Source organism: Hafnia sp. CBA7124 (assembly GCF_002355555.1).
GTDB lineage: Bacteria > Pseudomonadota > Gammaproteobacteria > Enterobacterales > Enterobacteriaceae > Hafnia > Hafnia alvei.
On sequence record NZ_AP017469.1, the window covers coordinates 4,034,629 to 4,060,849 of the forward strand.

Sequence of the window (26,221 nt, forward strand, 5' to 3'; positions counted from 1 at the left end):
CTAAGGTAAATTATTGCACCGCAAAACGACGACGAACTTTGCGCATCAGCAAGAATAGCCACGGCCACAGCACGCCGTTAACCACACTACTCCAGAATACCTCTGGACGGAAAGAGGCATTTGCCACAACAAATTCACCCCAGAAAACAACAACGTCCATGGCAGCCGTGAGTAATACCACCATCAGAGCCTGCTGCCAGAGTGCCATATTGCGGAATAGTTGGAATTTGAATGCGACCAGATATGCCAACAGGCTAAACGCTAACGCGCGAACGCCGAGCGTGGAGCCTAAAATGAGATCCCAGATCAGGCCCAGAACAAAACCCGTGCCAACGTTAACCCGATGCGGCAACGCCATCACCCAGTAAATCAGAAACAAGGCTAACCAATTCGGCCGAAACATCATCAATTCGTCCGGCCACGGCATTATTTGCAATACGAAGGCCAGCAGAAAGAACAACCAAATAATCCACCGTCCTTGGCTACGATATCCCGACATTAACGACCTCCTTGCGCACGAGCAGGAAGCGTTGTGGCTGAAGGCGAAACCGCAGGAGTGGCTGAGCTGGTAGCGTTATTAGTAGGCGTTACTGGCGCAACGGGAGTCGTTCCCGGCGGGGTAATACCTGCAGCTGGCGCGGGTTGTTGGGGCCCCATTTCTGACGGCGTCGGTAACACCTGCGGCATCATCTGCATCAAACGTTCATTGGCAACACGATGTACTTCATCTGGCGGCAGCGGCATGGTGCCATTGCGATCGGCACCCCACAGCAGCAGCAGATAGCGCAAGCGCTGTAGCCCCGCCGTTGGACGCGCTTTGATCACGGTATACGCACGTTGGTTATCCACTTTAACCGAAGAAACCACGGCAACCGGATAGCCTTCAGGGAAACGTCCACCCAAGCCGGATGTCACCAAGACATCACCGACGCGAATATCGGTATTGGCAGGAAGATGCTCAAGCTGGAGATCGTCAGTACAACCGTTACCCGCGGCTAACACGCGAATGTCATTGCGCAATACCTGAATAGGCAAAGCATGTGAAGCATTACAGATCAGCAGCACTCGGCTAGACATTTTGCCGACGGCAACAACCTGACCGACTACGCCTTTATCACTGATGATAGGCTGACCAAAATAAACGCCGCTGTTGCTACCTTTATCTATCACCACCTGATCGCTATAGGGATCGGGCAATGTGGAGATGACCTGCGTCACCATTTTGTGCTCATCCTGACGCAACGGCGATCCCAGCAGCTCACGCAGACGGGCATTCTCTTGTTTGAACTGACCGAGTAACAGGGTATCGCTATTTTTTAATAGGAGTTCTTGGCGTAATGCCCTGTTTTCCAGTTCCAATTGTTCGCGGGTGGCCAACGTACTTGAAACGTTGTCCAGAATCTGACGAGGTCCATTTGACAGATAATAAAAAGGACTAACGGCGGTATCAAGATAGCTACGAATCTGCAGAAAAGTACCAAAACGGCTATCTGCAATCACTAATCCAATAGCAACAACCACCGCCAGAAAAAGTCGGAGTTGCAGAGAAGGGCCTCTGCTAAATATGGGCTTCATAAAATTGCGTTATCCTCGACAGCAGGGAAACAGGCAAGCGTTTCCCGAGCGGTTTTAGCGATTCCACGATGCACAACCACCGGCTTGGGAATTCCCAATCCGGTGGCAAACACGTGGCATCACCGGCAAGCAGGAGCCAAGCTCCTACCTACTGGCCGATTATTCTTCGCTGAACAAATCACCGCCATGCATATCGATCATTTCCAACGCTTTACCACCACCACGCGCCACACAGGTCAGCGGGTCTTCGGCAACAACAACTGGAATACCGGTTTCTTCCATCAGCAAACGGTCTAAATTGCGCAGCAGTGCGCCGCCGCCGGTCAGAACCATACCGCGCTCGGAAATATCAGAAGCCAATTCTGGTGGACACTGTTCCAGAGCAACCATCACCGCGCTTACGATACCGGTCAGAGGCTCTTGCAGAGCTTCCAGAATTTCGTTGGAATTCAGCGTGAAGCCACGAGGAACACCTTCTGCCAGGTTACGGCCACGAACTTCGATTTCGTGAACTTCATCACCAGGGTAAGCAGAACCGATGCCGTGTTTGATGCGTTCGGCGGTTGCTTCACCAATCAGTGAGCCATAGTTACGACGCACATAATTAATGATAGCTTCATCGAAGCGGTCACCACCGATACGTACAGAAGAAGAGTAAACCACGCCATTAAGGGAGATAACGGCAACTTCAGTGGTACCACCACCGATATCCACCACCATTGAGCCGGTAGCTTCAGAAACAGGCAAACCTGCGCCAATGGCTGCTGCCATTGGTTCTTCAATCAAGAAGACCTCACGAGCACCTGCGCCCTGCGCAGACTCACGGATTGCACGACGTTCAACCTGCGTTGCACCTACTGGCACACACACCAAGACACGCGGGCTTGGACGCATAAAGCTGTTGCTATGCACCTGTTTGATAAAGTGCTGAAGCATCTTTTCAGTCACGAAGAAATCGGCAATAACGCCGTCTTTCATTGGACGAATCGCGGCAATATTACCTGGCGTACGGCCCAGCATTTGCTTAGCTTCATGCCCTACCGCGGCTACACTTTTCGGGGAGCCTGCGCGGTCCTGACGAATCGCCACTACGGACGGTTCGTTCAATACAATGCCTTGTCCTTTCACATAAATCAGGGTATTGGCTGTACCCAAGTCGATGGACAAGTCATTTGAAAACATGCCACGAAATTTCTTAAACATAACTGAAGGATAATCCTGAAAGCTGGGGGCGAAAAATAAAATCCGCCTACTTTACCAACCACGCGAAGCAGCGACAAGGCGCAAAAACGTCCTACTTCGGTGAAAATTTACACCATGTTTGAGATTCAATGAATTAGGCCTACAGGTCAGAGAAATAACAGCACAATCTCACCTTCAGCGGCCACAGAAACACCACGCCGGTAATTCGTTGAACGGTAAAACACAGCACACATGAGCTTTGAAACTGACCGACAGACAATATTTGACCAATAGACAACCTATTGCTGAACAGTTTCGATACATTAATGCGTCGAATACTGCGGACGGTCTTTTGTATCAATCGGCAGGTGGTCACTAACGTTAGCACCTACCAACTATGAATGACTTGGTCGCGCGCTATTCTACGTGAATTTCACGCGACAAAAAGGCCAATTTATTGTCGATGTGAATATTTTTTTTACACACGACTAACAGGCCTTGGTTTTGCAAAAAAATCTCCTTGGCCACCGGCGATCCCTTTGTCTTTTAGTACCTGCCATTCTTCTTTAGTTCGTACGCCTGCGGCAAAAACCTGTGCCGACGTGCCTTCACACGCGCCCGTCAAGCTCTGAACAAACAGCTGATTTTCTACCCGCTTATGGATATTACGAACCAAGCCAGGATGAAGTTTTACCAACGTCACCTGTAATTGCTTGATATAAGAAGTGCTAACCACTTTGAGCCCTGCTTGAGAGATAACAATGTGGCAGCCCAAACCTTGCAGCAAGCGCACAACAGGGCGCAAACGGTCAATATGCTGGCTCACATCCGCCTCAGACAGTTCAAATAAAATACGCTGGCGAAGCGATTTTTCACTCTGAAGCAGCGTGTCACGCAGCCACCGTTGGAAACTGCGCTGCAATAATGAGTCAATACTAACCGGAAAGGCTAGTTTCTCAGCAGAAAAATGACGTAATAAAGGAATAATCTGAAGCAGCATCTGTCGGTCATAGCTTTCAGCCATGCCAAGCTGTTGAACGAGCGGATAATATTCCGCGCTTGGTAGCGCCTGCCCCCCATCGTAAATATAAGGAAGAATATCGTGATGATGCACTTCTCCACTCACGCTGACCGCTTCTTTTTGCAACAGCGTTGGGCCGCCTCGTGCAAGCGTTTGTTCTAATAGCGTGCGCCATTTCACACTACCGCGTACCACTTCCGGCACGGGGTTACTATCAATAAACCAGCCGTTACTGCCCTGTAGCACCGCGTTGCGCGCTGCCTGTTCGGCCTGATCCATCACCTGCTCGGTACTTTGCCCATAATGGTAAAGGCTAATCCCGATGTGCAATACTTCCTCGCTATCAATCCCGTTGGCAGGAGGAATAGCGCTGACCGAGTTAATGAGCTGAGATGCAAACCCTTCGGCTTCTTTTAACGATCGATGAGGCAGCAACACGGCAAAATTGTTTTGGAAATAGCGGGCTAATAACCCAGATGGATAACGCATGACCGACGTCGACAGCATATTCACCAGCGAATAGCGGTATTCTTCACGCTCGCGTTTACCTGGCAGACCCGCCATCGATTCCCAGTCCGGCACGCGGATCACCATCACAACGCCGTGCGCGCCTTCATCTTCTAACTGCGTCGTCAGTTGATTATCAAAAAAGAGACGGTTATTGAGGCCCGTGCGAGAATCCTGCGCCGCAAAAGCGCGGATCAAGGTATCGACCCGCCCGCGCTCTTCGCGCGCATCGGCCAGATCGGAGAGTAGACGATCGATAGCGCTACTCGCGTTAGGTGGAAACTCATGTACGTCGCCACGAACCGCATTTTCTCGCTCACCACCCAAGATTTTCCGCGCCCGCCGCTCTAGCTTTTCGAGCCCCAGCGTTTGTTCACGTAGCCAGCGATAGCTAAATAGCAGCACCAAAATCATCAGACCGATAGAAACCGTCACGGGAAACATGGTTTCCAGCGAGCGTGTATAGCTCGCCGTGGGATCGATATACACCATTTTTAGGCTATAGCCTGGATGATGCATTAAAGGCGCGTCAACATAGCGCTGGTTGGTTAGCGTATCCCACGCGTTGTAGCTGGTCGGTAATTTAAGCTGATAGACCTGATGAGAATTATTGTGGACGATGATTTCATTTACGCCAGATGAGCGCATAACCACCGGCAGCCATTTTTTGATATTGCTGCGCGGCTCGGTCAACAACAGCTGATCAATAGTCGTTGCGAGGGCATTAAGCTGGTTTTCAGCCCGATGATGGCTTTGATTGAAAAAACTGTATGTACTTCCCAGCAACATCAGCAGCATCGCCAATGCCACTAAGACCGTAATAAACGCAAACAACTTGGTTGTGATACGCATCCCTGTCAGTACCCACCTATATAATGTAACTTAGCCGTAAATTTGGCTCCCAAGCGCCTTTCCATTGCGCACACCGACATCCTAAGAGCTTCATTGCTCTATATCAAAGACAACTTTTGAAATTATTCACACACTGATTAATCTATTAGCATAGCGAATTCCTAATTAATCCGAGACGATTTTTGTCAATGAATGAGGCGTCTCGCGGTATTTTCTCGATCTTTTGGCAATTTAATGACCTCAACGAGGGCTCCCGAATGAAAGCTTTAGTGCTTGAACAAATTGATGGCAAAACCGTTGCCAATATTCAGACTCTGAAAACTGACGATCTCCCCGCAGGAGATGTTCTCGTTGATGTCCAGTGGTCCAGCCTTAACTATAAAGACGCCTTGGCGATCACCGGTAAAGGCAAAATTATCCGTAATTTCCCAATGGTTCCCGGCATTGATTTTGCCGGTACCGTCCATCACAGCGAAGATCCGCGTTTTCATATTGGTCAATCCGTGATCCTCACAGGATGGGGCGTGGGAGAAAATCATTGGGGCGGTTTATCTGAGCAGGCTCGGGTCAGCAGTGAGTGGCTGGTTGCATTACCTCAGGGGCTGGATGCACGTAAGTCCATGATTATTGGCACCGCGGGCTTTACTGCCATGCTGTGCGTTATGGCTCTCGAAGATGGCGGCGTGACGCCAGAAAGCGGTGAAATTCTGGTTACAGGTGCCAGCGGCGGCGTAGGAAGTACCGCCATTGCGTTGCTGACTCGCTTGGGCTACCACGTTGTTGCCGTGAGCGGCCGTGATAGCAATGAAGAATATCTAAAATCACTAGGAGCAGAACGAGTTCTGCCACGCAGTGAGTTCACCGCCGACAGCCGTCCATTAGAAAAGCAAATTTGGGCAGGTGCCATTGATACCGTTGGCGATAAAGTGCTGGCGAAAGTCTTGGCTCAGATGGACTACAACAGCACGGTTGCCGCCTGTGGGTTAGCCGGTGGCTATCAGTTACCCACCACAGTGATGCCATTTATTTTACGCAATGTGCGTTTGCAAGGCGTTGATTCCGTGATGACACCGCATGAACGCCGCACCCAAGCATGGGAGCGTTTGGCTGATTTACTGCCGGAAAGCTTCTATGAAGACGCGTCAACAGAAGTTGCGCTGGAAAAAGCCGCAGAAGCCGCAGCGGCCTTAATCGATAACAAAGTCACGGGCCGCACCTTAGTGAAAGTTCGCTAAGCTGCGTCCTGATAGTTCACACTAAACACTTCCCTCTCCCACTAAGGAGAGGGAACCTTCACGCTAAGTATGACGAGTTTATAACAATTTCGTGATACTCCTCCATTACGCGTAATTCCTGCCATCATGTTTTTCAACAGCGACGATAATTAAGAAAAACAAGAGGCATCGATCATGGCTAAATTTCCAAGATTCACTGAATCAGATGTCACGCCGGAGAGCGTGTTTCAGCAACGCCGCAGCGTACTCAAAGCGTTAGGCATTACCGCTGCATCTTTAGCACTTCCCCATGCTGCTCAGGCCGATCTTCTTTCTTGGTTTAAGGGTCACGATCGCCCAGCGGCTCCAGCAGGCAAACCTTTAGAATTTACCAAACCCGCAGAATATCAAGCAAAGCTCGCACTCACACCGGAAGATAAGGTGACGGGCTATAACAACTATTATGAGTTCGGCTTGGATAAAGCCGATCCTGCCGCCAATGCCGGAACATTAAAAACCGAAGGCTGGAAAATTCGCATCGACGGTGAAGTCGCCAAACCGCTCACGCTCGATATGGACGACATCTATAAACACTTTGCCTTGGAAGAACGTATTTATCGCATGCGCTGCGTTGAGGCTTGGTCGATGGTGGTGCCGTGGGTAGGGTTCGAGCTGGGAAAACTGCTAAAAATGGCGGAACCCACCAGCAAAGCTCGCTACGTGGCGTTTCAAACTATTTATGACCCTGACAACATGCCGGGGCAAAAAGATCGCTTTATCGGCGGAGGGCTTAAATATCCCTATATTGAAGGTCTGCGTTTAGACGAGGCCATGCATCCACTCACCATGATCACTACGGGCGTCTATGGCAAAGCGCTACCGCCGCAAAACGGTGCCCCTTTGCGTCTCACGGTACCGTGGAAATATGGCTTCAAAGGGATTAAGTCGATTGTCAGCATCCGCTTAACTCACGATGAGCCGCCGACAACCTGGAATGCCAGCGCACCGGACGAATATGGTTTCTATGCCAACGTAAATCCACATGTCGATCATCCTCGTTGGTCGCAGGCCAGCGAACGTTTTATTGGTTCTGGTGGCATTTTGGACGTCAAACGTCAGCCAACGCTGCTTTTTAATGGTTATGCCGAACAGGTCGCACCGCTCTATCAAGGCATGGATCTGAGGAAGTTTTTCTAACCATCTAACCCGATGTGCTCAAGAGCATCCATCAGAAGTCTAGAGTACGAGGTCAATAGCCCAAACATGAAAAGACTCACGCTCAAACAGATAAAGATAGTCAAAGTGCTGATCTGGCTAGCGGCAAGCCTGCCGCTGCTCTGGTTAGTATTTGCGACCACACAGGGACTGCTTAGCGCCGATCCCGCCAAAGATATTCAGCATTTCACCGGCAGAATGGCGCTAAAACTGCTGCTGGCCACCCTTCTTATTAGCCCACTGGCGCGCTACGGAAAACAACCGTTGCTAATTCGCTGCCGCCGTTTGCTTGGAGTTTGGTGTTTTGTTTGGGCATCAATTCACTTAGCCAGCTATACAATTCTGGAACTTGGGTTAGACTTCACCCTGCTGGGCAGTGAGTTGGTCAAGCGACCTTATCTCACCTTAGGTATCATCAGTTGGCTGATTTTATTTGCTTTAACGGTGACATCCACCCAGTGGGCGATGCGAAAAATGGGTTCTGGCTGGCAGAAATTACATAATTTTGTCTATATTGTGGCCATCCTAGCGCCGATTCACTACCTGTGGGCGGTGAAAACACTCTCGCCATTGCCTATTTTTTACGCGATTGGAGCAATTATATTGTTAGCATTCCGTTATCAGAAAATTCGCCAATGGTGGCGGTAACGGTTGGAACTTATTAGTATTTTTCTATTCAAATTCATTCAACGTGTTTCTATCTAGCGAAGTTCGTAGTTGAATATCTTCGCTGATTCGACCAGTATTTAGCTGCTAATTGCCACGAAATCATTATAATGCCCGACCTTATACGCAGATCTGTGCCACAAATTGACACAGAAAAGGTGACAAGTCGGTGACATAGGGTTATTTTGACGATGATCGTCTGATTGCCGGAGATAGCAGCACAATGGCAGATAAGTTCAACATTTTGCTTTTAAACGGGCCTAACCTAAATTTGTTAGGAACGCGTGAGCCAGACAAATATGGCAGCACCACGTTGCCAGAAATTGTCAGCCATTTAGAACAGGCCGCCGATGCGCTGAATGTTTCGCTCAGTCATTTGCAGTCTAATGCCGAATTTGAGCTTATCGATCGCATTCATGCTGCCCGAGGCAACACTGACTTCATTCTGATCAACCCTGCGGCATTTACGCATACCAGCGTAGCACTCCGCGATGCACTGTTGGCAGTTCAAATCCCGTTCATCGAGATCCACCTGTCGAACGTGCACGCACGCGAGCCTTTTCGTCATCACTCCTATCTGTCTGATATCGCTGTTGGCGTTATCTGCGGCTTGGGTGCAGATGGATACGAATTCGCCCTGCAGGCGGCAGTTAACCGCCTGAAAAAATTTAACTAAGGATGTCATCTCGGTCGATCCGAACCCAGGGTTCAGATTCAGACAGATGAGCATCTATATTCTACGTAACAACAAAGAGTACGGAATCACACATGGATATTCGTAAAATCAAAAAACTGATCGAACTGGTTGAAGAATCTGGCATTTCTGAGCTGGAAATCTCTGAAGGTGAAGAATCAGTACGCATTAGTCGTGCCCCAGCAGCAGGCAGCATGCCTATGATGCAGCCTTACTATGCAGCAGCACCTGCGCAAGCGGCAGCTCCAGTAGCAGCAGCGCCTGCGGCAGCACCTGTAGCAGACGCTCCGGCAGCGATTAGCGGTCACATTGTACGTTCTCCGATGGTCGGTACTTTCTACCGTACTCCAAGCCCAGATGCGAAAGCGTTTGTTGAAGTGGGCCAAAAAGTGAATGTTGGCGATCCACTGTGCATCGTAGAAGCAATGAAAATGATGAACCAGATTGAAGCCGACAAATCCGGTGTGGTGAAAGCCATCCTGCTGGAAAACGGCCAACCGGTTGAATTTGACGAGCCTCTGGTCGTCATCGAATAACGAGGCGAGTCATGCTAGATAAAATTGTTATCGCCAACCGTGGTGAAATTGCCCTGCGTATCCTGCGCGCTTGTAAAGAGCTGGGAATCAAAACCGTAGCAGTTCACTCCACGGCTGACCGCGATCTGAAACACGTGCTGCTGGCAGACGAAACCGTCTGTATCGGCCCTGCACAATCAGTCAAAAGCTATTTAAATATCCCTGCGATTATCTCTGCGGCAGAAATTACTGGCGCCGTAGCGATCCATCCGGGTTATGGCTTCCTGTCTGAAAACGCTGATTTTGCTGAGCAAATCGAGCGTTCTGGCTTTATCTTTATCGGCCCACGCGCTGAAACTATCCGCCTGATGGGTGATAAAGTTTCTGCGATTAGCGCGATGAAAAAAGCAGGTGTCCCTTGCGTACCGGGTTCTGACGGCCCATTAGGCGACGATATGGTGAAGAACAAAGCCATCGCCAAACGCATCGGTTACCCAGTGATTATCAAAGCCTCTGGCGGCGGCGGCGGACGCGGTATGCGTGTTGTTCGCGGCGATAAAGATCTGGAACAATCCATTATCATGACGAAAGCGGAAGCCAAAGCGGCTTTCAACAACGACATGGTTTACATGGAAAAGTATCTGGAAAACCCACGCCACATCGAAATTCAGGTGCTGGCAGATGGTCAAGGCAACGCGATCTATCTGGCTGAACGTGACTGCTCAATGCAGCGTCGTCACCAGAAAGTCGTCGAAGAAGCACCAGCGCCAGGCATCACGCCTGAGCTGCGTCGCTACATCGGCGAACGTTGTTCTAAAGCTTGTGTAGACATCAACTATCGCGGTGCGGGTACTTTCGAGTTCCTGTTCGAAAACGGCGAGTTCTATTTCATCGAAATGAACACCCGTATTCAGGTTGAACATCCAGTGACTGAAATGATCACCGGCGTCGATCTGATTAAAGAACAGCTGCGTATCGCTGCAGGACAGCCTCTGTCTATCAAACAGCACGAAGTTCAGGTTCGTGGCCATGCGGTAGAATGCCGTATCAACGCCGAAGACCCTGATACCTTCCTGCCAAGCCCGGGTAAAATTACGCGCTTCCACGCGCCGGGCGGCTTTGGCGTTCGTTGGGAATCTCATATCTACGCGGGTTACACTGTACCTCCGTACTATGATTCCATGATTGGTAAGCTTATCTGCTACGGTGAAAACCGTGACGTAGCTATCGCTCGCATGAAAAATGCGTTGGCGGAACTGATCATCGACGGCATCAAAACCAACGTTGAGCTGCAACAGAAGATTATGAGTGATGAGAACTTCCAACACGGCGGTACTAACATTCATTATCTGGAGAAAAAACTCGGTTTGCAGGAAAAATAACTGCGCGTGAGTTTTAGCTCCCTAAAAAGGCCGGGTAACCGGCCTTTTTGCTTTTTAGCTGCCGAATCGTCCAGAGAAACGATAACGCTGCATTAAAAGTGGGGTTGCCGTAAAATCCCGTACCTTCTGACTTCTTATTCAAACAGGGGAGATCCCCATGGATGCACGCTTTTCGCAGGCGAACCGTGAAGCACGCTGGGCTTTGTGGCTAACCATTGCTTATTTGGTGCTATGGATCGCTGCCGCATATATCCCAAACAACTTGCAGGGCATAACAGGATTACCACACTGGTTTGAAATGGCCTGTTTACTGTTGCCGCTGGTGTTTATTTTGCTGTGCTGGGCGATGGTTCGCCTGATTTTTAAAGACATACCTTTAGGGAACAATGATGCAGACTGATGTCATTTTACCGCTGGTAGGCTACCTATTATTGGTATTTGGTTTATCGGTATATGCCTATCGTCGCCGCCAAAAGGGCAACTTCCTTAACGATTACTTCATTGGCGATCGTTCAATGGGCGGCTTCGTGCTCGCGATGACGCTAACCGCCACCTATATTAGCGCCAGCTCGTTTATCGGTGGACCCGGCGCAGCCTATAAATATGGGCTAGGATGGGTACTGTTAGCAATGATACAGCTGCCTGCCGTTTGGCTGTCGCTTGGCATTCTCGGTAAGAAATTCGCTATTCTGGCACGCAAATATAATGCCGTTACGCTTAACGACATGCTGTACGCGCGCTATAAAAGCCGTTTATTAGTTTGGGTGGCGAGCCTGAGTCTGCTGGTCGCTTTCATCGGTGCCATGACCGTGCAGTTTATTGGTGGTGCACGCCTGCTGGAAACCGCTGCGGGTATTCCTTACGATACCGGTCTGCTAATTTTTGGCGTCAGTATTGCGCTCTATACGTCGGTGGGCGGCTTCCGTGCTAGCGTGCTTAACGATGCCATGCAGGGCCTCGTGATGCTGCTCGGCACCATTATTCTGCTGGCCGGTGTTATCCACGCCGCTGGGGGTTTGCACGCTGCCGTAGATACCCTGAAAAATATCGACCCTAAACTTGTTGCACCGGAAGGGGCTGACGATATTCTGAGCGCGCCGTTTATGGCGTCATTCTGGGTATTAGTTTGCTTTGGCGTGATTGGCCTGCCACACACCGCCGTGCGTTGTATTTCATACAAAGATAGCAAAGCGGTACATCGTGCCATTATTATTGGCACCATCGTGGTCGCCATTCTGATGTTTGGCATGCACTTAGCCGGTGCGCTTGGGCGTGCGGTTCTACCCGATCTCAAAGTGCCTGACCTGGTTATTCCAACGCTGATGGTGAAAGTTCTGCCGCCGTTTGCCGCAGGTATCTTCTTGGCTGCGCCGATGGCCGCGATCATGTCCACCATTAATGCTCAGCTGTTACAATCGTCGGCGACCATCGTCAAAGACCTGTACTTGGGAATGCAGCCTCACGCGCTCAAAAATGAAAAGCGTTTGGCAAGAATGTCCAGTCTGTCTACGCTGATTTTAGGTCTGCTATTGCTGCTGGCCGCATGGCGTCCACCTGAGATGATCATCTGGCTGAACCTGTTGGCGTTTGGCGGCCTTGAAGCGGTATTCCTATGGCCACTGGTTCTGGGTTTGTACTGGGAACGCGCTAATGCACACGGGGCGCTTAGCTCAATGGTTGCTGGTGCCGTTTGCTATACCGTTCTTGCCACCGCCGACTGGCATATATTCGGCTTACATCCGATTATTCCGTCACTGTTAATCAGCTTGGCGGCATTCTGGATCGGAAACTTTTTTGGCGAACGTGGTGCGTCCACGTCCGCTGCCACTGAATTAAATTCAAAATAGAGACTTCGAGATGCCTTGGATTCAAATCAAAATCAATACGACCGGCAATCAGGCAGAATCACTGAGTGATGCGCTGATGGAAAGCGGCGCGGTATCCGTTACCTTCCAAGATACTCATGACAATCCGGTGTTTGAGCCGCTGCCGGGTGAAACTCTGCTGTGGGGCGATACCGACGTGATCGGCCTGTACGATGCTGAAACCGACATGAAAGAGATTGTCGCGATTCTGGAAAACGATCCTGCACTAGGCAAAGGCTTCCACCACAAAATCGAGCAGATCGAAGACAAAGACTGGGAGCGCGAGTGGATGGACAACTTCCACCCAATGCAGTTTGGTCGTCGTTTGTGGATCTGCCCAAGCTGGCGTGATGTTCCCGATCCAACTGCGGTGAACGTTATGCTCGATCCGGGTCTGGCGTTTGGTACGGGTACGCATCCAACCACCGCCCTTTGCCTACAATGGCTGGATGGCTTGGATCTGGAAGGCAAAACTGTGATCGACTTCGGCTGTGGCTCAGGCATTCTTGCGATCGCAGCGCTGAAACTGGGTGCAGCACGCGCTATTGGGATCGATATCGATCCGCAGGCAATTCAAGCTAGCCGCGATAATGCCCAGCGTAACGGCGTTTCTGAACGTTTAGAGCTTTATCTGCCAAAAGATCAGCCAACCGATCTGAGTGCCGATGTGGTTGTCGCCAATATCCTCGCAGGCCCGCTACGTGAACTCGCACCGCTGATCAGCGATCTGCCAAAATCAGGCGGCCATTTGGGTCTATCGGGCGTATTGGCCACGCAGGCGCCAAGCGTTGCAGAAGCCTACGAAGATAAATTTATTATCGATCCGGTAGCAGAACGCGAAGAGTGGTGCCGCATTACCGGTATTCGCCGCTAAGCGATATTCCCACGTTCACAACGAACCACCATTAAAAACAGCGCCTTATTCTGGCGCTGTTTTTGTTTCAGCAATACCCAATAACCGGAAATACTCACAGACCAGCCACATATCCTCAGTGAAGTTTTTGTCTATCGCCGCAAGGGACTCTTCAAAAAATGTCTGATGAGCCTGCCGCCAATAAGCCAAAGACTTATCCCCTTCCCCCTCTGCCGCCGCGAATACGGCGTCTACATCACGAAAGCGGCGCAAAGACACCTGCGTGGTTTCTATCGCCGCCACGGGCTTTTCACGCCCATCTAGCACAATCGTCAGGTAACCCACGTGAGGAATGGTGCTTCCCTGTTGCTGATACTCCACCAAGGCACCGCAGGTAGCATATTTATCGCCGCTGACGATAAGGTCTGCAAGCTGCTGCGCTAACTCACCCGGCGAACCAAACTGTTCAGCATGATAAGGACGGCCCGCTAAATCTGGGTGTGCTTGTACTATTTTCGACCAAAATAATGCGATTTCACTGTCCATATCATCCTCTAAAATGCGATATGCATCCCATTTATAGCGTCATTATTGCTGCTTTAATCAGCAATTTGTTTGACTGACGCTGCCAAAAACAGGTTAAAACCACGAATACTAAAGGTAAAAAATAAAAGAGCATTTTTTAACCATCGCAATATAACCATATGTTAAACAACAAAAATAATCAAACACCAGCCCTCAGCCCGCGATTTCATTGATCTACAACAGAGGATTGTTCAAAGTTTGGCCTTTCATATCCAAGCAAAAATGCGTAATATACGCGCCCTTGCGGACACAGTATGGTCAGTCTTTGTCTATGCGCATTGGACACATTGAACTTAAAAATTGCCTTATTGCTGCGCCTATGGCCGGCATAACCGATCGCCCTTTTCGGACGCTTTGCTACGAAATGGGTGCAGGGATGGCTGTCTCTGAAATGCTCTCTTCCAATCCGGAAGTGTGGCAGACAGATAAGTCGCGTCTGCGTATGGTGCATTTAGACGAGCCTGGGATCCGAGCCGTGCAAATTGCCGGGTGTGACCCTGATGACATGGCTGCTGCGGCCAAAATCAACGCTGATAGCGGCGCGCAGATCATTGATATCAATATGGGTTGCCCAGCGAAAAAAGTGAACCGCAAACTCGCGGGTTCTGCGCTTTTGCAGTATCCCGACTTGGTTGAAAAAATCCTCAGCGCGGTAGTTAACGCTGTGGATGTACCGGTAACGCTAAAAATTCGCACGGGCTGGAGCCCAGAACACCGTAACTGTGTTGAGATTGCCCAATTGGCTGAACGCTGCGGAATTCAGGCCCTGACTATTCATGGCCGAACACGTGCTTGCTTATTCAACGGCGAGGCGGAGTACGACAGCATTCGGACAGTTAAGCAGAGTGTTTCCATCCCGATTATCGCGAATGGAGACATAACTGACCCGCATAAAGCCAGAGAGGTACTCAACTACACCGGAGCCGACGCTCTGATGATAGGACGTGCCGCTCAGGGGAGACCCTGGATCTTCCGGGAAATCCAGCATTATCTGGACACAGGGGAGCTGCTTCCGCCCATGCCGTTGGAGGAAGTTAAGCACTTGTTATTAGGGCATGTACAAGAACTGCATCATTTTTACGGTTCTGGTAAGGGATTTCGCATTGCCCGCAAGCACGTATCTTGGTATCTCCAAGAACACGCCCCATGTGACCAGTTTCGGCGCACATTCAACGCCATAGAGGATGCCAGCGAACAGCTGGAGGCGTTGGAGGCATATTTCGAAAATCTTAGCGTAAAAAAAGAGCTGACAGAACTATGTTCGAACAACGCGTAAATTCTGACGTACTGACCGTTTCTACCGTAAACTCCCAGGACCAGGTGACTCAAAAGCCACTGCGTGACTCGGTTAAACAAGCCCTGAAAGGCTATTTTGCTCAACTGAATGGTCAGGACGTTAATGATCTGTATGAGCTGGTACTGGCTGAAGTAGAACAGCCACTGTTAGACATGGTGATGCAGTACACTCGCGGTAACCAAACCCGCGCTGCGCTGATGATGGGAATTAACCGCGGAACTCTGCGTAAGAAATTGAAAAAATACGGCATGAACTGATACTAATCAGTTAACGTATTGAAAAAAGGCGCTTTTATCGAAAGATAAAGCGCCTTTTTGCTATCTATTCATCTCTAATATGTTCATTTCTCACCAATATCCCCTCAGAAGTAACAATGTTAAGATAGCGCGAGCGTGATGCTTATTCTGTTCAATTGAACCCTGTTTTCTTCTTACTGTGACCACCGAGAGAGTCATGAGCAAACCAACCTCTTCTGTTTCTGAATCCATCACCCGTGATCTGGCTATTCGTATCATTCGTGGCGAACTAGCAGAAGGCATGGCGATCCCAGGCGAGCATGAACTGGCGCAGCAGTACGACGCATCAAGAACGTCGGTAAGAAATGCGCTTCAGGTATTGGGAGCTAAAGGAATGTTACTGATTCAGGCTAAGCGCCGCAGTACGGTCACGCCGCGTGAGCAGTGGAGCTTTCTGGATGCCGAAGTTCTCTCTTGGTTAGAAGACGTTGGCATTGAATCCGAACTGGTTGAGCAACTGATGCTAACGCGCCTTATATTCGAACCCGACGTTGCGGCAATGGCAGCGCTTAACGCCAACGGCCATGATTTAGCCACCATCGAAGATGCTTGGACGACCATGCAGGCAGGGCAAAAAAATAACTCCGCAGAGCAGTTTGAGCGCGGCGATTTGGCCTTTCATACAGCGGTGCTGCGCGCCTGCCATAACCCCTTTCTCGCCTCCGTGGGCAATGCGCTTTCTGCCGCCATGCTGTTGTCATTCAAGCAAACGCTGGAAGACGATCTCCAATTAACCCAAGACGCCGTCCAGCAGCATCGCGACCTATTTGAAGCAATTCGTTTAAAACAGGCTGATACAGCGCGCCAATGTATGCGCCACATCTTATTGAGCGCGGCCCATAAGCATATTTGGCGTGAAATCCCAGAAAAGTATCGGCACTTTTTCTAAGTTTTTTTTCATCATTCTTCCACGCGTGTAGCTAACTTTCGATCTCCCTCACAGATCTAAGGTTATTTATTCGCCATCATTCTTGTAATACAAGAATTGATTTGTTGTGAGTCAAGAATGAATAATCACTGGATTGCAATCGATTGGGGAACCTCGAATTTTCGTGCGTTCCTGATGAACCATAACCAATGCATTGATACCGTCAACGCGCATTGCGGGCTGCTTAGCGTGCCCGATCGTCAGTTTGACGCTGCGCTTTTACCTCTAATTGCCCCCTGGTTGGCGCAGTCCCCTAACCTTCCTTTACTCATGGCGGGAATGGTCGGCTCACAGCAAGGCTGGCAAGAAGTGCCTTATGTTGAATTGCCCGCCAGTGGCCAACGTTTTGCTCAGCAAACCGCACAGGTTGTTACCTCATGGGGAAGCCCTTGTCGGATTATCGCCGGAGCCTGTGGCGTCAACGCCTTCGGTTTGCCAGATGTCATGCGTGGCGAAGAAATTCAGCTAATTGGGCTAGCAGCGCAATACCCGCAGGAACGCCATCTGGTCATTCTGCCGGGCACTCACAGCAAACACGCCACGCTTGAACACGACCATATTTTGCATTTCAACACCTTTATGACCGGCGAAATCTACGCCGTGATGCTGAACCATTCACTGCTAGGCAAAGATTTACCGGAGCCTTGTGAAGATAATCCCGCCTTCACCCTTGGGGTGCAGAATGCACAAACTGCCCCTTATCTCAGCAACGCACTCTTCTCTGCACGCACGTTAAAGCTCAGTGGTGCAATCAGCGCGGCTCAGGTTGCTAGCTACCTATCTGGATTGCTCATTGGCTCAGAGCTGGCTGCTTTATCAGAAACCCAAGCGTGGATCGTCGGTTCACCAGCACTCTCTGAACGCTATACGCGCGCAGCCAGCCTGCTGGGCATCACGTTGACCTCTGTCGATGGCGATAGCTGCTTTATCCACGGCATGAGCAAAATCTATCAATCCTTAGACGGAGCATTCGCATGAACTACCTTAGCTTTGCATCTCGCTGGCAGCAGTGTTCATTGCCGCTAATCGCTATCTTGCGTGGAGTTACGCCTAAAGAAGCGCAGGGCGTGGCGGAAACGCTGCTTGAATGCGGTTTTACCTATTTGGAAGTGCCGCTCAATAGCCCTCAACCATTCGAGTCTATTGCGATTATGGCGAAGGTCGTCGGTAACCGTGGGTTCGTGGGTGCCGGAACGGTGCTAACCGAGCATCAGGTTCATCAGGTCGCTGACGCCGGTGGACAACTGGTTATTTCTCCAAATATGGATCCTTCTGTAATCCGCGCCACCTGTGAGTTAGGGCTTACCAGTCTGCCCGGCATCGCAACGCCGAGTGAAGCGTTTACTGCGCTGCGTGCCGGTGCCTACGCGCTGAAACTCTTCCCCGCTGAATTGATCACGCCAACCATCGTCAAAGCGATGCGAGCCGTTTTACCCGCAGAAGCCGTTTGTCTTCCCGTAGGCGGTATTAATCCTGACGCCGAGCAAATGCGCCGCTACAGACAATCAGGTGCGCGTGGTTTTGGCTTAGGCGGTGGCTTATATCAGCCAGGTATTTCGCTCGTCACGCTACGTGAACGAGCACTGGCCTATCACGACGCTTGGCATCAGGCTGATAAAAAATGAACCACGACGCGCTGCAAAATCCGTCTATTGTCGACAATTACCGCGCCATGCTCGGAGAATCTCCGGTGTGGTGTTTCCGCTCTCAGTCGCTGATCTGGGTGGATATTTTGCAGCACCGCCTGCTGCGCTATTGGCCGCAGCGGGATGATCGTATTGAGATCCACGAATTACCTTTTCTCTGTAGCGCTGCGCTGCTCACAACTGAGCCAGAGCAATTCCTACTGGTCACCACGCAGGGCGTGATGCTGTACGACTATCGCCAGCAAAGCTACCGCCTGTTGTGTTGTTGGCCTGAAGATCATCGAACACGCCCGAATGAAGCAGCCATTGCACCAGATGGCTCGCTGTGGTTTAGCACCATGGACAAAACTGCTCAGTTAGCCATCGGCAGTTGGTATCGCTTTACCTACGGCAGCGTCCAGGCAGAAAGAATGCTCAGCGGGCAGCATGTTCCCAATACGCTGGTCTGGCACGGCAAACACGCTTGGTTTGCCGATACTTTTCGCCATTGTTTTTGTCGCTGTGATGCGCAGCGAATCAGCGAAAGCACGCTCCATGAATGGCCGATCGCCTCATTGATGGCCGACGGTTCAGCGCTTACGCATAACGGAATATTGCTCAATGCCTGTTGGGGAAGCGCCTGTATCACGGCCTACCGCTTGGGCGATGCTGCACCTGAATGGCTGGCAACCCATTCACTTCCCGTCACTCAACCGACAAGCGCTGCCTTCGGCGGGCCCGATTTACACGATCTCTATATCACTTCAGCGTCTGATGGGCTCGTCGAGCCTTCAAACACCGAAGGCGCACTTCTGCGTTATCAAACCTCCTACACCGGACAGCGAGCCACGCTGTTCACCCTAAATACTCATTAAAACAATTAATTATTTTAGAGGCTTACCATGACTACGCATTCAATTCCGCAGTCTGTACCCCACACCAATCGGCAAACATTGCTGATCTGTTTTTTAGCCGCATTGGCTGGCCTGCTCTTTGGCCTCGATATGGGCGTGATTGCCGGAGCCCTCCCATTCTTAGCCAAAGAATTCGCCCTTAGCAGCCACCAGCAAGAGATGGTTGTCAGTATCATGATGTTAGGTGCGGCACTCGGCGCACTATGCAGTGGCCCGCTATGTACCCGCATTGGACGTAAAAAAACGCTGCTCATCGGCTCTATTTTATTTGTCGTTGGTTCGATTGGCTGTGCGCTGGCAGGTGATTTGCACATGCTGGTTATTTCACGCTTTTTGCTCGGCGCAGCGGTTGGTGTAGCCTCCTTTGTCGCGCCGCTCTATCTCTCTGAAATCGCGCCAGAACACATCCGAGGTAGCATGATTTCCCTGTATCAGTTAATGATCACCATTGGGATTTTAGCCGCCTTTTTATCCGATACGGCGCTCAGCGCCAGCGGCAACTGGCGTTGGATGCTGGGCGTTATCACCATCCCTGCTCTGATCCTATTTGTCGGCGTGCTTACGCTGCCTGAAAGTCCTCGCTGGCTGATGATGAAAGACAAACATGCGCTGGCGGAAAAAGTTCTGCTATTGCTGCGTTCCACCCACACAGAAGCCCATGCCGAACTCGAAGCCATTCGCCAAAGCGTGCAGATAAAGCAGCGCGGCTGGCAGTTATTCCGCGCCAATAGCCATTTCCGCCGCTCCACCTACTTGGGCATTTTGTTGCAGTTTATGCAGCAGTTCACCGGCATGACCGTGATCATGTATTACGCACCGAAGATCTTCGCCATTGCTGGATTTGCCTCTACCGAGCAGCAAATGTGGGGAACCGTTATTGCTGGACTCACCAACGTGCTCGCCACCTTTATTGCGATTGGCTTGGTGGATCGTTGGGGACGTAAACCGATCCTCAAACTCGGTTTTGGCGTGATGGCGATCTGCATGGCATCAATGGGCTATATGTTCTTTGTCGGTATCACCACCACTACCGAGCAATATACCGCCGTCACGCTATTGCTGATCTTTATCGTCGGCTTCGCCATGAGTGCTGGTCCGTTGATCTGGGTGCTCTGTTCCGAGATCCAACCGTTGGCTGGCCGTGATTTTGGTGTCACCTGCTCCACCATGGCCAACTGGATCGCCAATATGATCATCGGCGCCACTTTCCTCACTCTCATCGACACCATCGGCAGCGCGGGCACATTCTGGCTCTATGCCGGACTCAACGTGGTTTGCATCGTGCTTACCCTGCTATTTGTCCCTGAAACTAAAAATATCTCGCTGGAAAACATCGAGAAAAAACTGATGGCTGGCTCACCGCTGAGAAGCATCGGCAGCGCCCTCTAACTCAGGATTATTTTTTAATTCACGATTATTTTTGTTTCGTCGAGGTCACCCATGACAGCTTTGGACATCAGTAATACCTCTGAAAATGAAAAAAGGATCGCCGCGGTATATAACAAAATTACCCGCCGCCTCATTCCGTTTTTGATCCTATGCTATTTCTTCGCCTATTTGGATCGCGTGAACGTCGGCTTTGCCAAACTGCATATGCAGGATGCACTCAGCTTCAGCGATACCGTATACGGCGTTGGCGCGGGGATCTTCTTTATCGGCTACTTTCTGTTTGAGCTACCGAGTAATCTGCTGATGCAGCGTTTTGGCCCGCGCTTTTGGATCGCGCGGATCATGATCAGTTGGGCCGTTCTCTCTGCGTTGATGATCTTCGTAAAAACACCCACTCAGTTCTACGTGCTTCGCTTCCTACTCGGTGTGGCAGAAGCGGGATTCTTCCCCGGCATCGTGTTTTATCTCACGCTGTGGTTTCCATCGTGGCGATCGGCTCGCACGCTGGGGCTGTTTATTCTCGTCACACCGCTATCCACCATCATTGGCAGCCCGCTGTCTGGTTTTATTCTAAAAGCGTTTGAAGGCGTTGAAGGCCTACATAACTGGCAATGGTTGTTTGTGGTCGAAGCGATCCCCTCGTTCTTGCTGGCATTCGTGGTATTACGTTATCTCGACAACGACGTGAAATCAGCCCGTTGGCTTAGCGATGAGGAAAAGCAGGTCGTCAGCGACGACCTTGAAATCGACCGTCAACGCGGCCTGAAAGCGAATGCAGGCAAACCACCGCAAAGCCTAAAAATGATGTTTCGTAATGGCTATGTTTGGCTGCTGGCGCTGATCTTTTTCAGCTTCAATATTGGCTACTACGGCATCAACTTCTGGCTTCCTTCGATCATTAAAAGTTCTGGCGTGAGTGACGATTTCCATATCGGCTTACTCGCCGCGCTACCTTATGTTTTCGGCGCCATTTTCATGGTGTGGAACAGCCGTCACTCCGATCTGCACTGCGAACGCCGCTGGCACATTGCCATTCCTGCGGTGCTGGGCGCGGTGGGGCTCACGCTCAGCGCATATTGCAGCGGCTCAACCGTATGGATGATGGCGTGGATATGTCTGGCGATGTCCGGCACGTTGGCGCTGATCCCAACCTATATCAGCCTTCCCGGTACGTTGCTGTCTGGCACAGCCGCTGCGGCAGGCATCGCGTTAGTCAATTCGATCGGTAACCTAGCCGGGTTCTTTGGCCCTACGGTTCTTGGCTGGCTCAAAGACAACACCGGCAGCACCAATGCCGGGCTGTATATCCTCGCCGCATTTTTATTGCTGTGCGCCCCCCTGATGTTTTTGTTACCAGCCAAGCTGGTTAATCCCCGCCGTGATGCAGGCAGATCCTGAATGCAAAGCACGGTAGGCGTTGTATCGTTATTGAAAAGAGGCTGTTTATGAGTGGATGTAAAAGCTGTGGCACCTGTGGTGATGGTCATTTTAACCCAGTATTAAGCGGCGACGACGGCGCGCTTAAGCGTGCGCTATACAAATCAATGGGGCATACGGATGAGCAGCTACGTCGTCCGGTCATTGCGGTCGTAAACAGCTATACCAACGCTACGGCTGGTCATGCGAACCTCAATGATCTTACCGCCGAAGTGTTGAAAGGAATTGATGAGGCCGGCGGTGTTGGCATGGTCTTTGGCACTATTGCGCCCTGCGACGGTATCGCCGAAGGGCATTTGGGCATGCGTTACATTCTTGCTGCCCGCGAAGTGATCACCAGCTCAATCGAAGTCATGATGCGCGCCCACCGTTTTGACGGCATGGTGCTGCTCGGCTCCTGTGACAAAATTGTCCCCGCCATGCTCATGGCCGCAGCTCGTCTGGATATTCCGGCTATTCTGGTTAACGGTGGCCCAATGTATCCAGCGGAATATCACGGCAAACATTGGGACGGTAATATCGTTACCGAAGCCATTGGCTGGAAAAAACGCGGCGAAATCGACGAAGCAGAGTTCCGACATATCGAAGATATCGCTGAACCCGGCCCCGGTTCCTGCACCATGTATGGCACGGCCAATACGATGTGCAGTATCTCAGAGGTGTTAGGCATGAGCTTGCCTGGCAGCGCTATGCTTCCTGCCATATCTCATGCGCGTCGCGAATGCGCCTACCGCACCGGCCAAGCCGCCGTTGACTTAGTCAAACGCGGCGTCAACGCACGGCAAATTATCACCCCACAGTCAATCCGCAACGCCATGATTTATCTGCTGGCAACCGGCGGTTCAACTAACGCGATCCTGCATTTACAAGCGATTCACTACGAAGGGGAATACGGTCATCTACCGTTGTCAGACTTCGATAAGTTAAGCCATCAGGTTCCGCTCGTTGCGTCGCTCTACCCAGCATCAGAATACGACATGATCGATTTCTGGGAAGCGGGCGGCGTGGCGGCGGTTGAAAAAGAGATCGCGTCGCTGATGGATCTCAACGCACTCACCGTCAATGGGCAAACCAAAGGCGAATGGCTGGCTCAGGCTCCAGTCAGCCATCGTCCTGAAGTCATCCACACATTGGCTATTCCGGTACGCAATGAAGCCGGGGTTGCGGTCTTACACGGCAACTTATCGCCGCTCGGCTGCGTCGTAAAACCGGCCGCCGTGCCTGAACACCTGATGACGTTCACTGGCCCTGCGGTCGTGTTCAACAGCGAACAAGAATCGGTTGATGCCATTCTCTCTGGCGAGATCGCCCCCGGAAGCGTGCTGGTGCTGCGCTATGAAGGGCCAAAGGGGGGGCCGGGTATGCCCGAAATGTATAAGCCTATGAAGTATCTAGAAGGCATGGGGCTTTCTGATAGCTGCGCGCTGATCACCGATGGTCGCTTCTCCGGCTCCAACCGAGGGCTGTTTGTTGGCCATATTTCACCTGAAGCCAGTGACGGTGGCGATCTGGCGCTGGTCGAAAATGGTGATCTCATCACCATCAATATTCCGACCCGCGAACTCATGTTGAACGTTGACCAAGCCACGTTGGCAAAGCGCCGCCAGCATTGGGCGCCGATTGAAAAACAGGTGCCACGCGGATTCCTACGTTTATACCGCCGCTGGGCGCTACCTGCGGCACAAGGCGCCGTGCTTGCAGACCGAGATGAGGAGTAAGCCATCATGTACCAATCAACAGATATCCGTGGCGTAAACCCAATTGCAGCCATGCCGTTCACACCGCAGGGCGAACTAGATTACTCAAGCTTTAGCCGTATGTTGGAACATCTGGCGGCAACCGGTATTCAGGGATTAACCCTATTCGGCATCGCCAGTGAATTTCCTAAGTTGGAGGATGCTGAACGCCTCCAGCTCTCCAATCAGTTTTTGTCCGACCTTCGCGGCAGCGGCGTTTTTCGCGCCATTTCCGTCACCGATCACAGCACAGAGGTTGCCGTAAAGCGCGCTCGCGATTATCAAAAGCGTGGTGCCGACGCACTCATGCTATTGCCGCCATTCTTTCTACAACCAAGCCCAGAGGCGATTTCACATCATATTTTCTCGGTGCTAGAAGCGGTCGATATTCCGGTTATGGTGCAATACGCGCCGGGTGAAACCGGGCTGGCTATCACCCCTGCACAGCTGGCCGAGGTCGCGACTCGCTATCCACACGCGGTGTTTAAAATTGAATGTAATCCACCAGTAGATTACACCCGTGAATTTTTACAACAAGCGCCTCAGGCCAGCGTCCTCAACGGTTATGCAGGGCTTTATATGCTGCAAATGCTTGAGGCAGGAGGCAAAGGCGTGATGCCGGGTTGTTCCTTCAGCGAGGTTTACGTGCAGATTTATCAGCACTGGCAACAAGGAGAAAAAGGCGCTGCACAGGAATTACATCAGCAGCTACTGCCGTGGATCCAGCGCTGGATGACACACTGCGAATACATCATTCAAGTGGAGAAAACGATCCTACAACGCCGAGGGATCATCGCCAGCGATTACTGCCGTCACCCTGGCTGGTCACTGACAGCGCAAGATCGTCTGATGATCGACAGTTTCATTTCAACATTTGCTCTTTAAACTGACGGAGTATTTATGTCTACATCAGCCCAGCAGCCGCGCGTAGTCATCGTGACCGGAGCCAGCCAAGGCATCGGCCACGCTATCGCGCAAACATTTTTGAAAAACGGTGACATCGTTATTGGCTGCGCTTTTTCCCCATTGGAAAAAGCGCCCCATGCCAAAACGCTGTTAGATCACTACCCCGAACATTTTTGCTACTACTCGGTCGATATCACCCGCACCGAAAGCATCAGTGAATTTGTTGCCGCCGTTGAACAACGCTTTGGCCGTCTTGACGTACTGGTTTCCAACGCAGGTAAAAACGTCTTTAAAGGTATTGATTGCGAGCTGGAAGATTGGCACCACAATCTCGATCTTAACCTGCGCTCACATTGGTACATGGCGAAATCCTGCCGTGGGATGTTAGAGAAATCACGGGGCGTTATTTTGGTGATGACCTCAAACCACGCTTTTTCAACCATGCCAGGCTGCGCGCCTTACAACATCACCAAGCGTGCATTGCTCTCACTGGTACAAAGCCTCACCATTGAATGGGGCTCGGCTATTCGCAGCGTGGGAATTGCACCTGGCTTTATTGATACTGCAGGAAATCAGGTTTGGTTTGACTCACAGGGTGACGGAGAAAAGGCGCGGCAGGAAACTATCGCCAAACATCCCGTTGGCCGTATTGGGACATCTGAAGAAGTGGGCGAACTTTGCCTGTTCTTATCCAGCCCAGCGGCTGGGTTTATCGCGGGCACCACCATCGTGATGGACGGTGGACGTAGCGCTCTGATGCAAGACTGATTAACTGATCATCCAATAAAAAAGGCGCACTACCTTAATCGGTAGGCGCTTTTTTGCTACAGAGCACAACATTGAAAGTCATTGATTCCTAAAAAGTGTTGCTGAGATTTTCAATTTGAAGCATTCAGACAACAACGCTCATTTCTGCATCTCTTTGAATTAAAAATAATTTATATATCTTTACCTTCAAAGTCGCGAGAAAAGCTTCCCAACGACCTACCTGTAGACATAAATTCTTGCAGTGCAAATTGGACAGATATCGAAGGTTTTATAGAATCTGTTGTCCAAGCTACTGACCAAATAAAAGCGAATTAGCTTAACACGCTGAATAGTTTAATTTTTAACCATTGAGAACAATTTCATGAAGAAAACACTGTTAGCCTTATTCGTTCTCTCACCGTTCGCCGCTCTGGCCGCAACGCCAGCACAGCCGATGATCGGCAACTATCATGCGGTAGGCTATACCACCTGCGGCGGGTTTAAAGTGCTCTCCAGCGCCATCAGTAACGAGAATGTGATGGTGTTGCAAATCACCGATCCTATCAGCAAGGCATCGCAGATTTATTACGGGAATCGTACTGACGACGAGAGCGAGAAAGTGCAGTATGTGCTGTCTAATTACGATGAGAAAACCAAACAGTTCACGCCAGATCCATCGAATACCACCATCAATTTCGGCATCAAAATGGGCCATCCGGGTACACCGGGCAATGACTTATACAATCTGACGATGGCTGGCCAAACCTATATTTGTAAGCAGTTCACCATCTTCAATTCATTAAGCAAAAAATAAAATCGT

Annotated in this window: 26 protein-coding genes; 21 read left to right on the forward strand and 5 right to left on the reverse strand. The window is 50.7% G+C overall.

Features of this window, described 5'->3' with window-relative positions; genetic code table 11:
- Positions 1 to 10: 10 nt before the first annotated feature.
- The 4 genes from mreD to csrD form a co-directional block, all read right to left on the reverse strand.
- Positions 11 to 499, reverse strand: coding sequence for a rod shape-determining protein MreD (gene mreD / locus CPY98_RS18270; RefSeq protein ID WP_040045629.1), 489 nt, complete (start codon positions 497 to 499; stop codon positions 11 to 13).
- Positions 499 to 1,575, reverse strand: coding sequence for a rod shape-determining protein MreC (gene mreC / locus CPY98_RS18275; protein WP_096388571.1), 1,077 nt, complete (start codon positions 1,573 to 1,575; stop codon positions 499 to 501). Before mreC ends, mreD begins: the two co-directional genes overlap by 1 nt.
- Before the next feature lie 159 nt (positions 1,576 to 1,734).
- Positions 1,735 to 2,778 (reverse strand): rod shape-determining protein MreB, encoded by a 1,044-nt coding sequence (gene mreB / locus CPY98_RS18280; protein ID WP_012147106.1) that lies wholly within the window; start codon positions 2,776 to 2,778, stop codon positions 1,735 to 1,737.
- A 457-nt stretch (positions 2,779 to 3,235) separates the two neighbouring features.
- Positions 3,236 to 5,137, reverse strand: a complete 1,902-nt coding sequence (csrD, locus tag CPY98_RS18285; RefSeq protein ID WP_040045627.1) for an RNase E specificity factor CsrD — start codon at positions 5,135 to 5,137, stop codon at positions 3,236 to 3,238.
- A 257-nt stretch (positions 5,138 to 5,394) separates the two neighbouring features.
- Between csrD and CPY98_RS18290 the strand changes: the two genes are divergently transcribed.
- The 9 genes from CPY98_RS18290 to prmA all read left to right on the forward strand — a co-directional run bounded on the left by CPY98_RS18290 (position 5,395) and on the right by prmA (position 13,562).
- Positions 5,395 to 6,372, forward strand: a complete 978-nt coding sequence (locus CPY98_RS18290) for an MDR family oxidoreductase (RefSeq protein ID WP_096388572.1) — start codon at positions 5,395 to 5,397, stop codon at positions 6,370 to 6,372.
- 174 nt (positions 6,373 to 6,546) lie between these two features.
- Positions 6,547 to 7,548, forward strand: coding sequence for a protein-methionine-sulfoxide reductase catalytic subunit MsrP (gene msrP, locus CPY98_RS18295; RefSeq protein WP_096388573.1), 1,002 nt, complete (start codon positions 6,547 to 6,549; stop codon positions 7,546 to 7,548).
- A gap of 66 nt (positions 7,549 to 7,614) precedes the next feature.
- Positions 7,615 to 8,214, forward strand: coding sequence for a protein-methionine-sulfoxide reductase heme-binding subunit MsrQ (msrQ, locus tag CPY98_RS18300; RefSeq protein WP_096388574.1), 600 nt, complete (start codon positions 7,615 to 7,617; stop codon positions 8,212 to 8,214).
- Positions 8,215 to 8,455: 241 nt separating this feature from the next.
- Positions 8,456 to 8,908: a type II 3-dehydroquinate dehydratase gene (gene aroQ, locus CPY98_RS18305; RefSeq protein WP_040045623.1), complete on the forward strand. Its 453-nt coding sequence runs from the start codon at positions 8,456 to 8,458 to the stop codon at positions 8,906 to 8,908.
- A 92-nt stretch (positions 8,909 to 9,000) separates the two neighbouring features.
- Positions 9,001 to 9,462 (forward strand): acetyl-CoA carboxylase biotin carboxyl carrier protein, encoded by a 462-nt coding sequence (gene accB / locus CPY98_RS18310; RefSeq protein WP_025798452.1) that lies wholly within the window; start codon positions 9,001 to 9,003, stop codon positions 9,460 to 9,462.
- Positions 9,463 to 9,473: 11 nt separating this feature from the next.
- A complete protein-coding gene (gene accC, locus CPY98_RS18315; RefSeq protein WP_025798454.1) occupies positions 9,474 to 10,823 on the forward strand; it encodes an acetyl-CoA carboxylase biotin carboxylase subunit in 1,350 nt (449 codons plus the stop codon).
- Between the two features lie 157 nt (positions 10,824 to 10,980).
- Positions 10,981 to 11,223: a YhdT family protein gene (locus CPY98_RS18320; protein ID WP_025798456.1), complete on the forward strand. Its 243-nt coding sequence runs from the start codon at positions 10,981 to 10,983 to the stop codon at positions 11,221 to 11,223.
- Positions 11,213 to 12,670, forward strand: coding sequence for a sodium/pantothenate symporter (gene panF, locus CPY98_RS18325; protein ID WP_025798458.1), 1,458 nt, complete (start codon positions 11,213 to 11,215; stop codon positions 12,668 to 12,670). The genes CPY98_RS18320 and panF overlap by 11 nt, the downstream gene beginning before the upstream one ends.
- 10 nt (positions 12,671 to 12,680) lie before the next feature.
- Positions 12,681 to 13,562, forward strand: a complete 882-nt coding sequence (gene prmA / locus CPY98_RS18330; RefSeq protein ID WP_096388575.1) for a 50S ribosomal protein L11 methyltransferase — start codon at positions 12,681 to 12,683, stop codon at positions 13,560 to 13,562.
- 45 nt (positions 13,563 to 13,607) lie between these two features.
- Here prmA and CPY98_RS18335 read toward each other — a convergent pair whose 3' ends face one another.
- Complete coding sequence (locus tag CPY98_RS18335; RefSeq protein WP_043488968.1) at positions 13,608 to 14,087, reverse strand: ASCH domain-containing protein; 480 nt, start codon at positions 14,085 to 14,087, stop codon at positions 13,608 to 13,610.
- 310 nt (positions 14,088 to 14,397) lie between these two features.
- Here CPY98_RS18335 and dusB point away from each other — a divergent pair, with 310 nt between their 5' ends.
- The 12 genes from dusB (at position 14,398) to CPY98_RS18395 (ending at position 26,215) form a co-directional block, all read left to right on the forward strand.
- A complete protein-coding gene (gene dusB, locus CPY98_RS18340; protein WP_043488967.1) occupies positions 14,398 to 15,402 on the forward strand; it encodes a tRNA dihydrouridine synthase DusB in 1,005 nt (334 codons plus the stop codon).
- The gene (gene fis, locus CPY98_RS18345) at positions 15,384 to 15,680 is read left to right on the forward strand and encodes a DNA-binding transcriptional regulator Fis (protein WP_004097144.1); all 297 of its coding nucleotides are present in this window, start codon (positions 15,384 to 15,386) and stop codon (positions 15,678 to 15,680) included. The genes dusB and fis overlap by 19 nt, the downstream gene beginning before the upstream one ends.
- Positions 15,681 to 15,876: 196 nt before the next feature.
- Complete coding sequence (locus CPY98_RS18350; protein WP_096388576.1) at positions 15,877 to 16,608, forward strand: FadR/GntR family transcriptional regulator; 732 nt, start codon at positions 15,877 to 15,879, stop codon at positions 16,606 to 16,608.
- Positions 16,609 to 16,725: 117 nt separating this feature from the next.
- A complete protein-coding gene (locus CPY98_RS18355) occupies positions 16,726 to 17,625 on the forward strand; it encodes a 2-dehydro-3-deoxygalactonokinase (protein ID WP_096388577.1) in 900 nt (299 codons plus the stop codon).
- The gene (locus CPY98_RS18360; RefSeq protein WP_043488929.1) at positions 17,622 to 18,272 is read left to right on the forward strand and encodes a 2-dehydro-3-deoxy-6-phosphogalactonate aldolase; all 651 of its coding nucleotides are present in this window, start codon (positions 17,622 to 17,624) and stop codon (positions 18,270 to 18,272) included. The genes CPY98_RS18355 and CPY98_RS18360 overlap by 4 nt, the downstream gene beginning before the upstream one ends.
- Positions 18,269 to 19,147 (forward strand): SMP-30/gluconolactonase/LRE family protein, encoded by an 879-nt coding sequence (locus tag CPY98_RS18365; protein ID WP_043488927.1) that lies wholly within the window; start codon positions 18,269 to 18,271, stop codon positions 19,145 to 19,147. The genes CPY98_RS18360 and CPY98_RS18365 overlap by 4 nt, the downstream gene beginning before the upstream one ends.
- 27 nt (positions 19,148 to 19,174) lie before the next feature.
- Positions 19,175 to 20,575, forward strand: a complete 1,401-nt coding sequence (locus CPY98_RS18370; RefSeq protein ID WP_096388578.1) for a sugar porter family MFS transporter — start codon at positions 19,175 to 19,177, stop codon at positions 20,573 to 20,575.
- A gap of 51 nt (positions 20,576 to 20,626) precedes the next feature.
- Positions 20,627 to 21,973 (forward strand): MFS transporter, encoded by a 1,347-nt coding sequence (locus tag CPY98_RS18375; protein WP_096388579.1) that lies wholly within the window; start codon positions 20,627 to 20,629, stop codon positions 21,971 to 21,973.
- Positions 21,974 to 22,020: 47 nt separating this feature from the next.
- A complete protein-coding gene (gene ilvD / locus CPY98_RS18380; RefSeq protein ID WP_096388580.1) occupies positions 22,021 to 23,730 on the forward strand; it encodes a dihydroxy-acid dehydratase in 1,710 nt (569 codons plus the stop codon).
- A gap of 6 nt (positions 23,731 to 23,736) precedes the next feature.
- Complete coding sequence (locus CPY98_RS18385; RefSeq protein ID WP_043488920.1) at positions 23,737 to 24,633, forward strand: dihydrodipicolinate synthase family protein; 897 nt, start codon at positions 23,737 to 23,739, stop codon at positions 24,631 to 24,633.
- Between the two features lie 15 nt (positions 24,634 to 24,648).
- The gene (locus CPY98_RS18390) at positions 24,649 to 25,422 is read left to right on the forward strand and encodes an SDR family NAD(P)-dependent oxidoreductase (protein WP_096388581.1); all 774 of its coding nucleotides are present in this window, start codon (positions 24,649 to 24,651) and stop codon (positions 25,420 to 25,422) included.
- Positions 25,423 to 25,783: 361 nt separating this feature from the next.
- Positions 25,784 to 26,215, forward strand: coding sequence for a hypothetical protein (locus CPY98_RS18395; protein ID WP_046359528.1), 432 nt, complete (start codon positions 25,784 to 25,786; stop codon positions 26,213 to 26,215).
- The last annotated feature ends 6 nt before the right edge of the window (positions 26,216 to 26,221 follow it).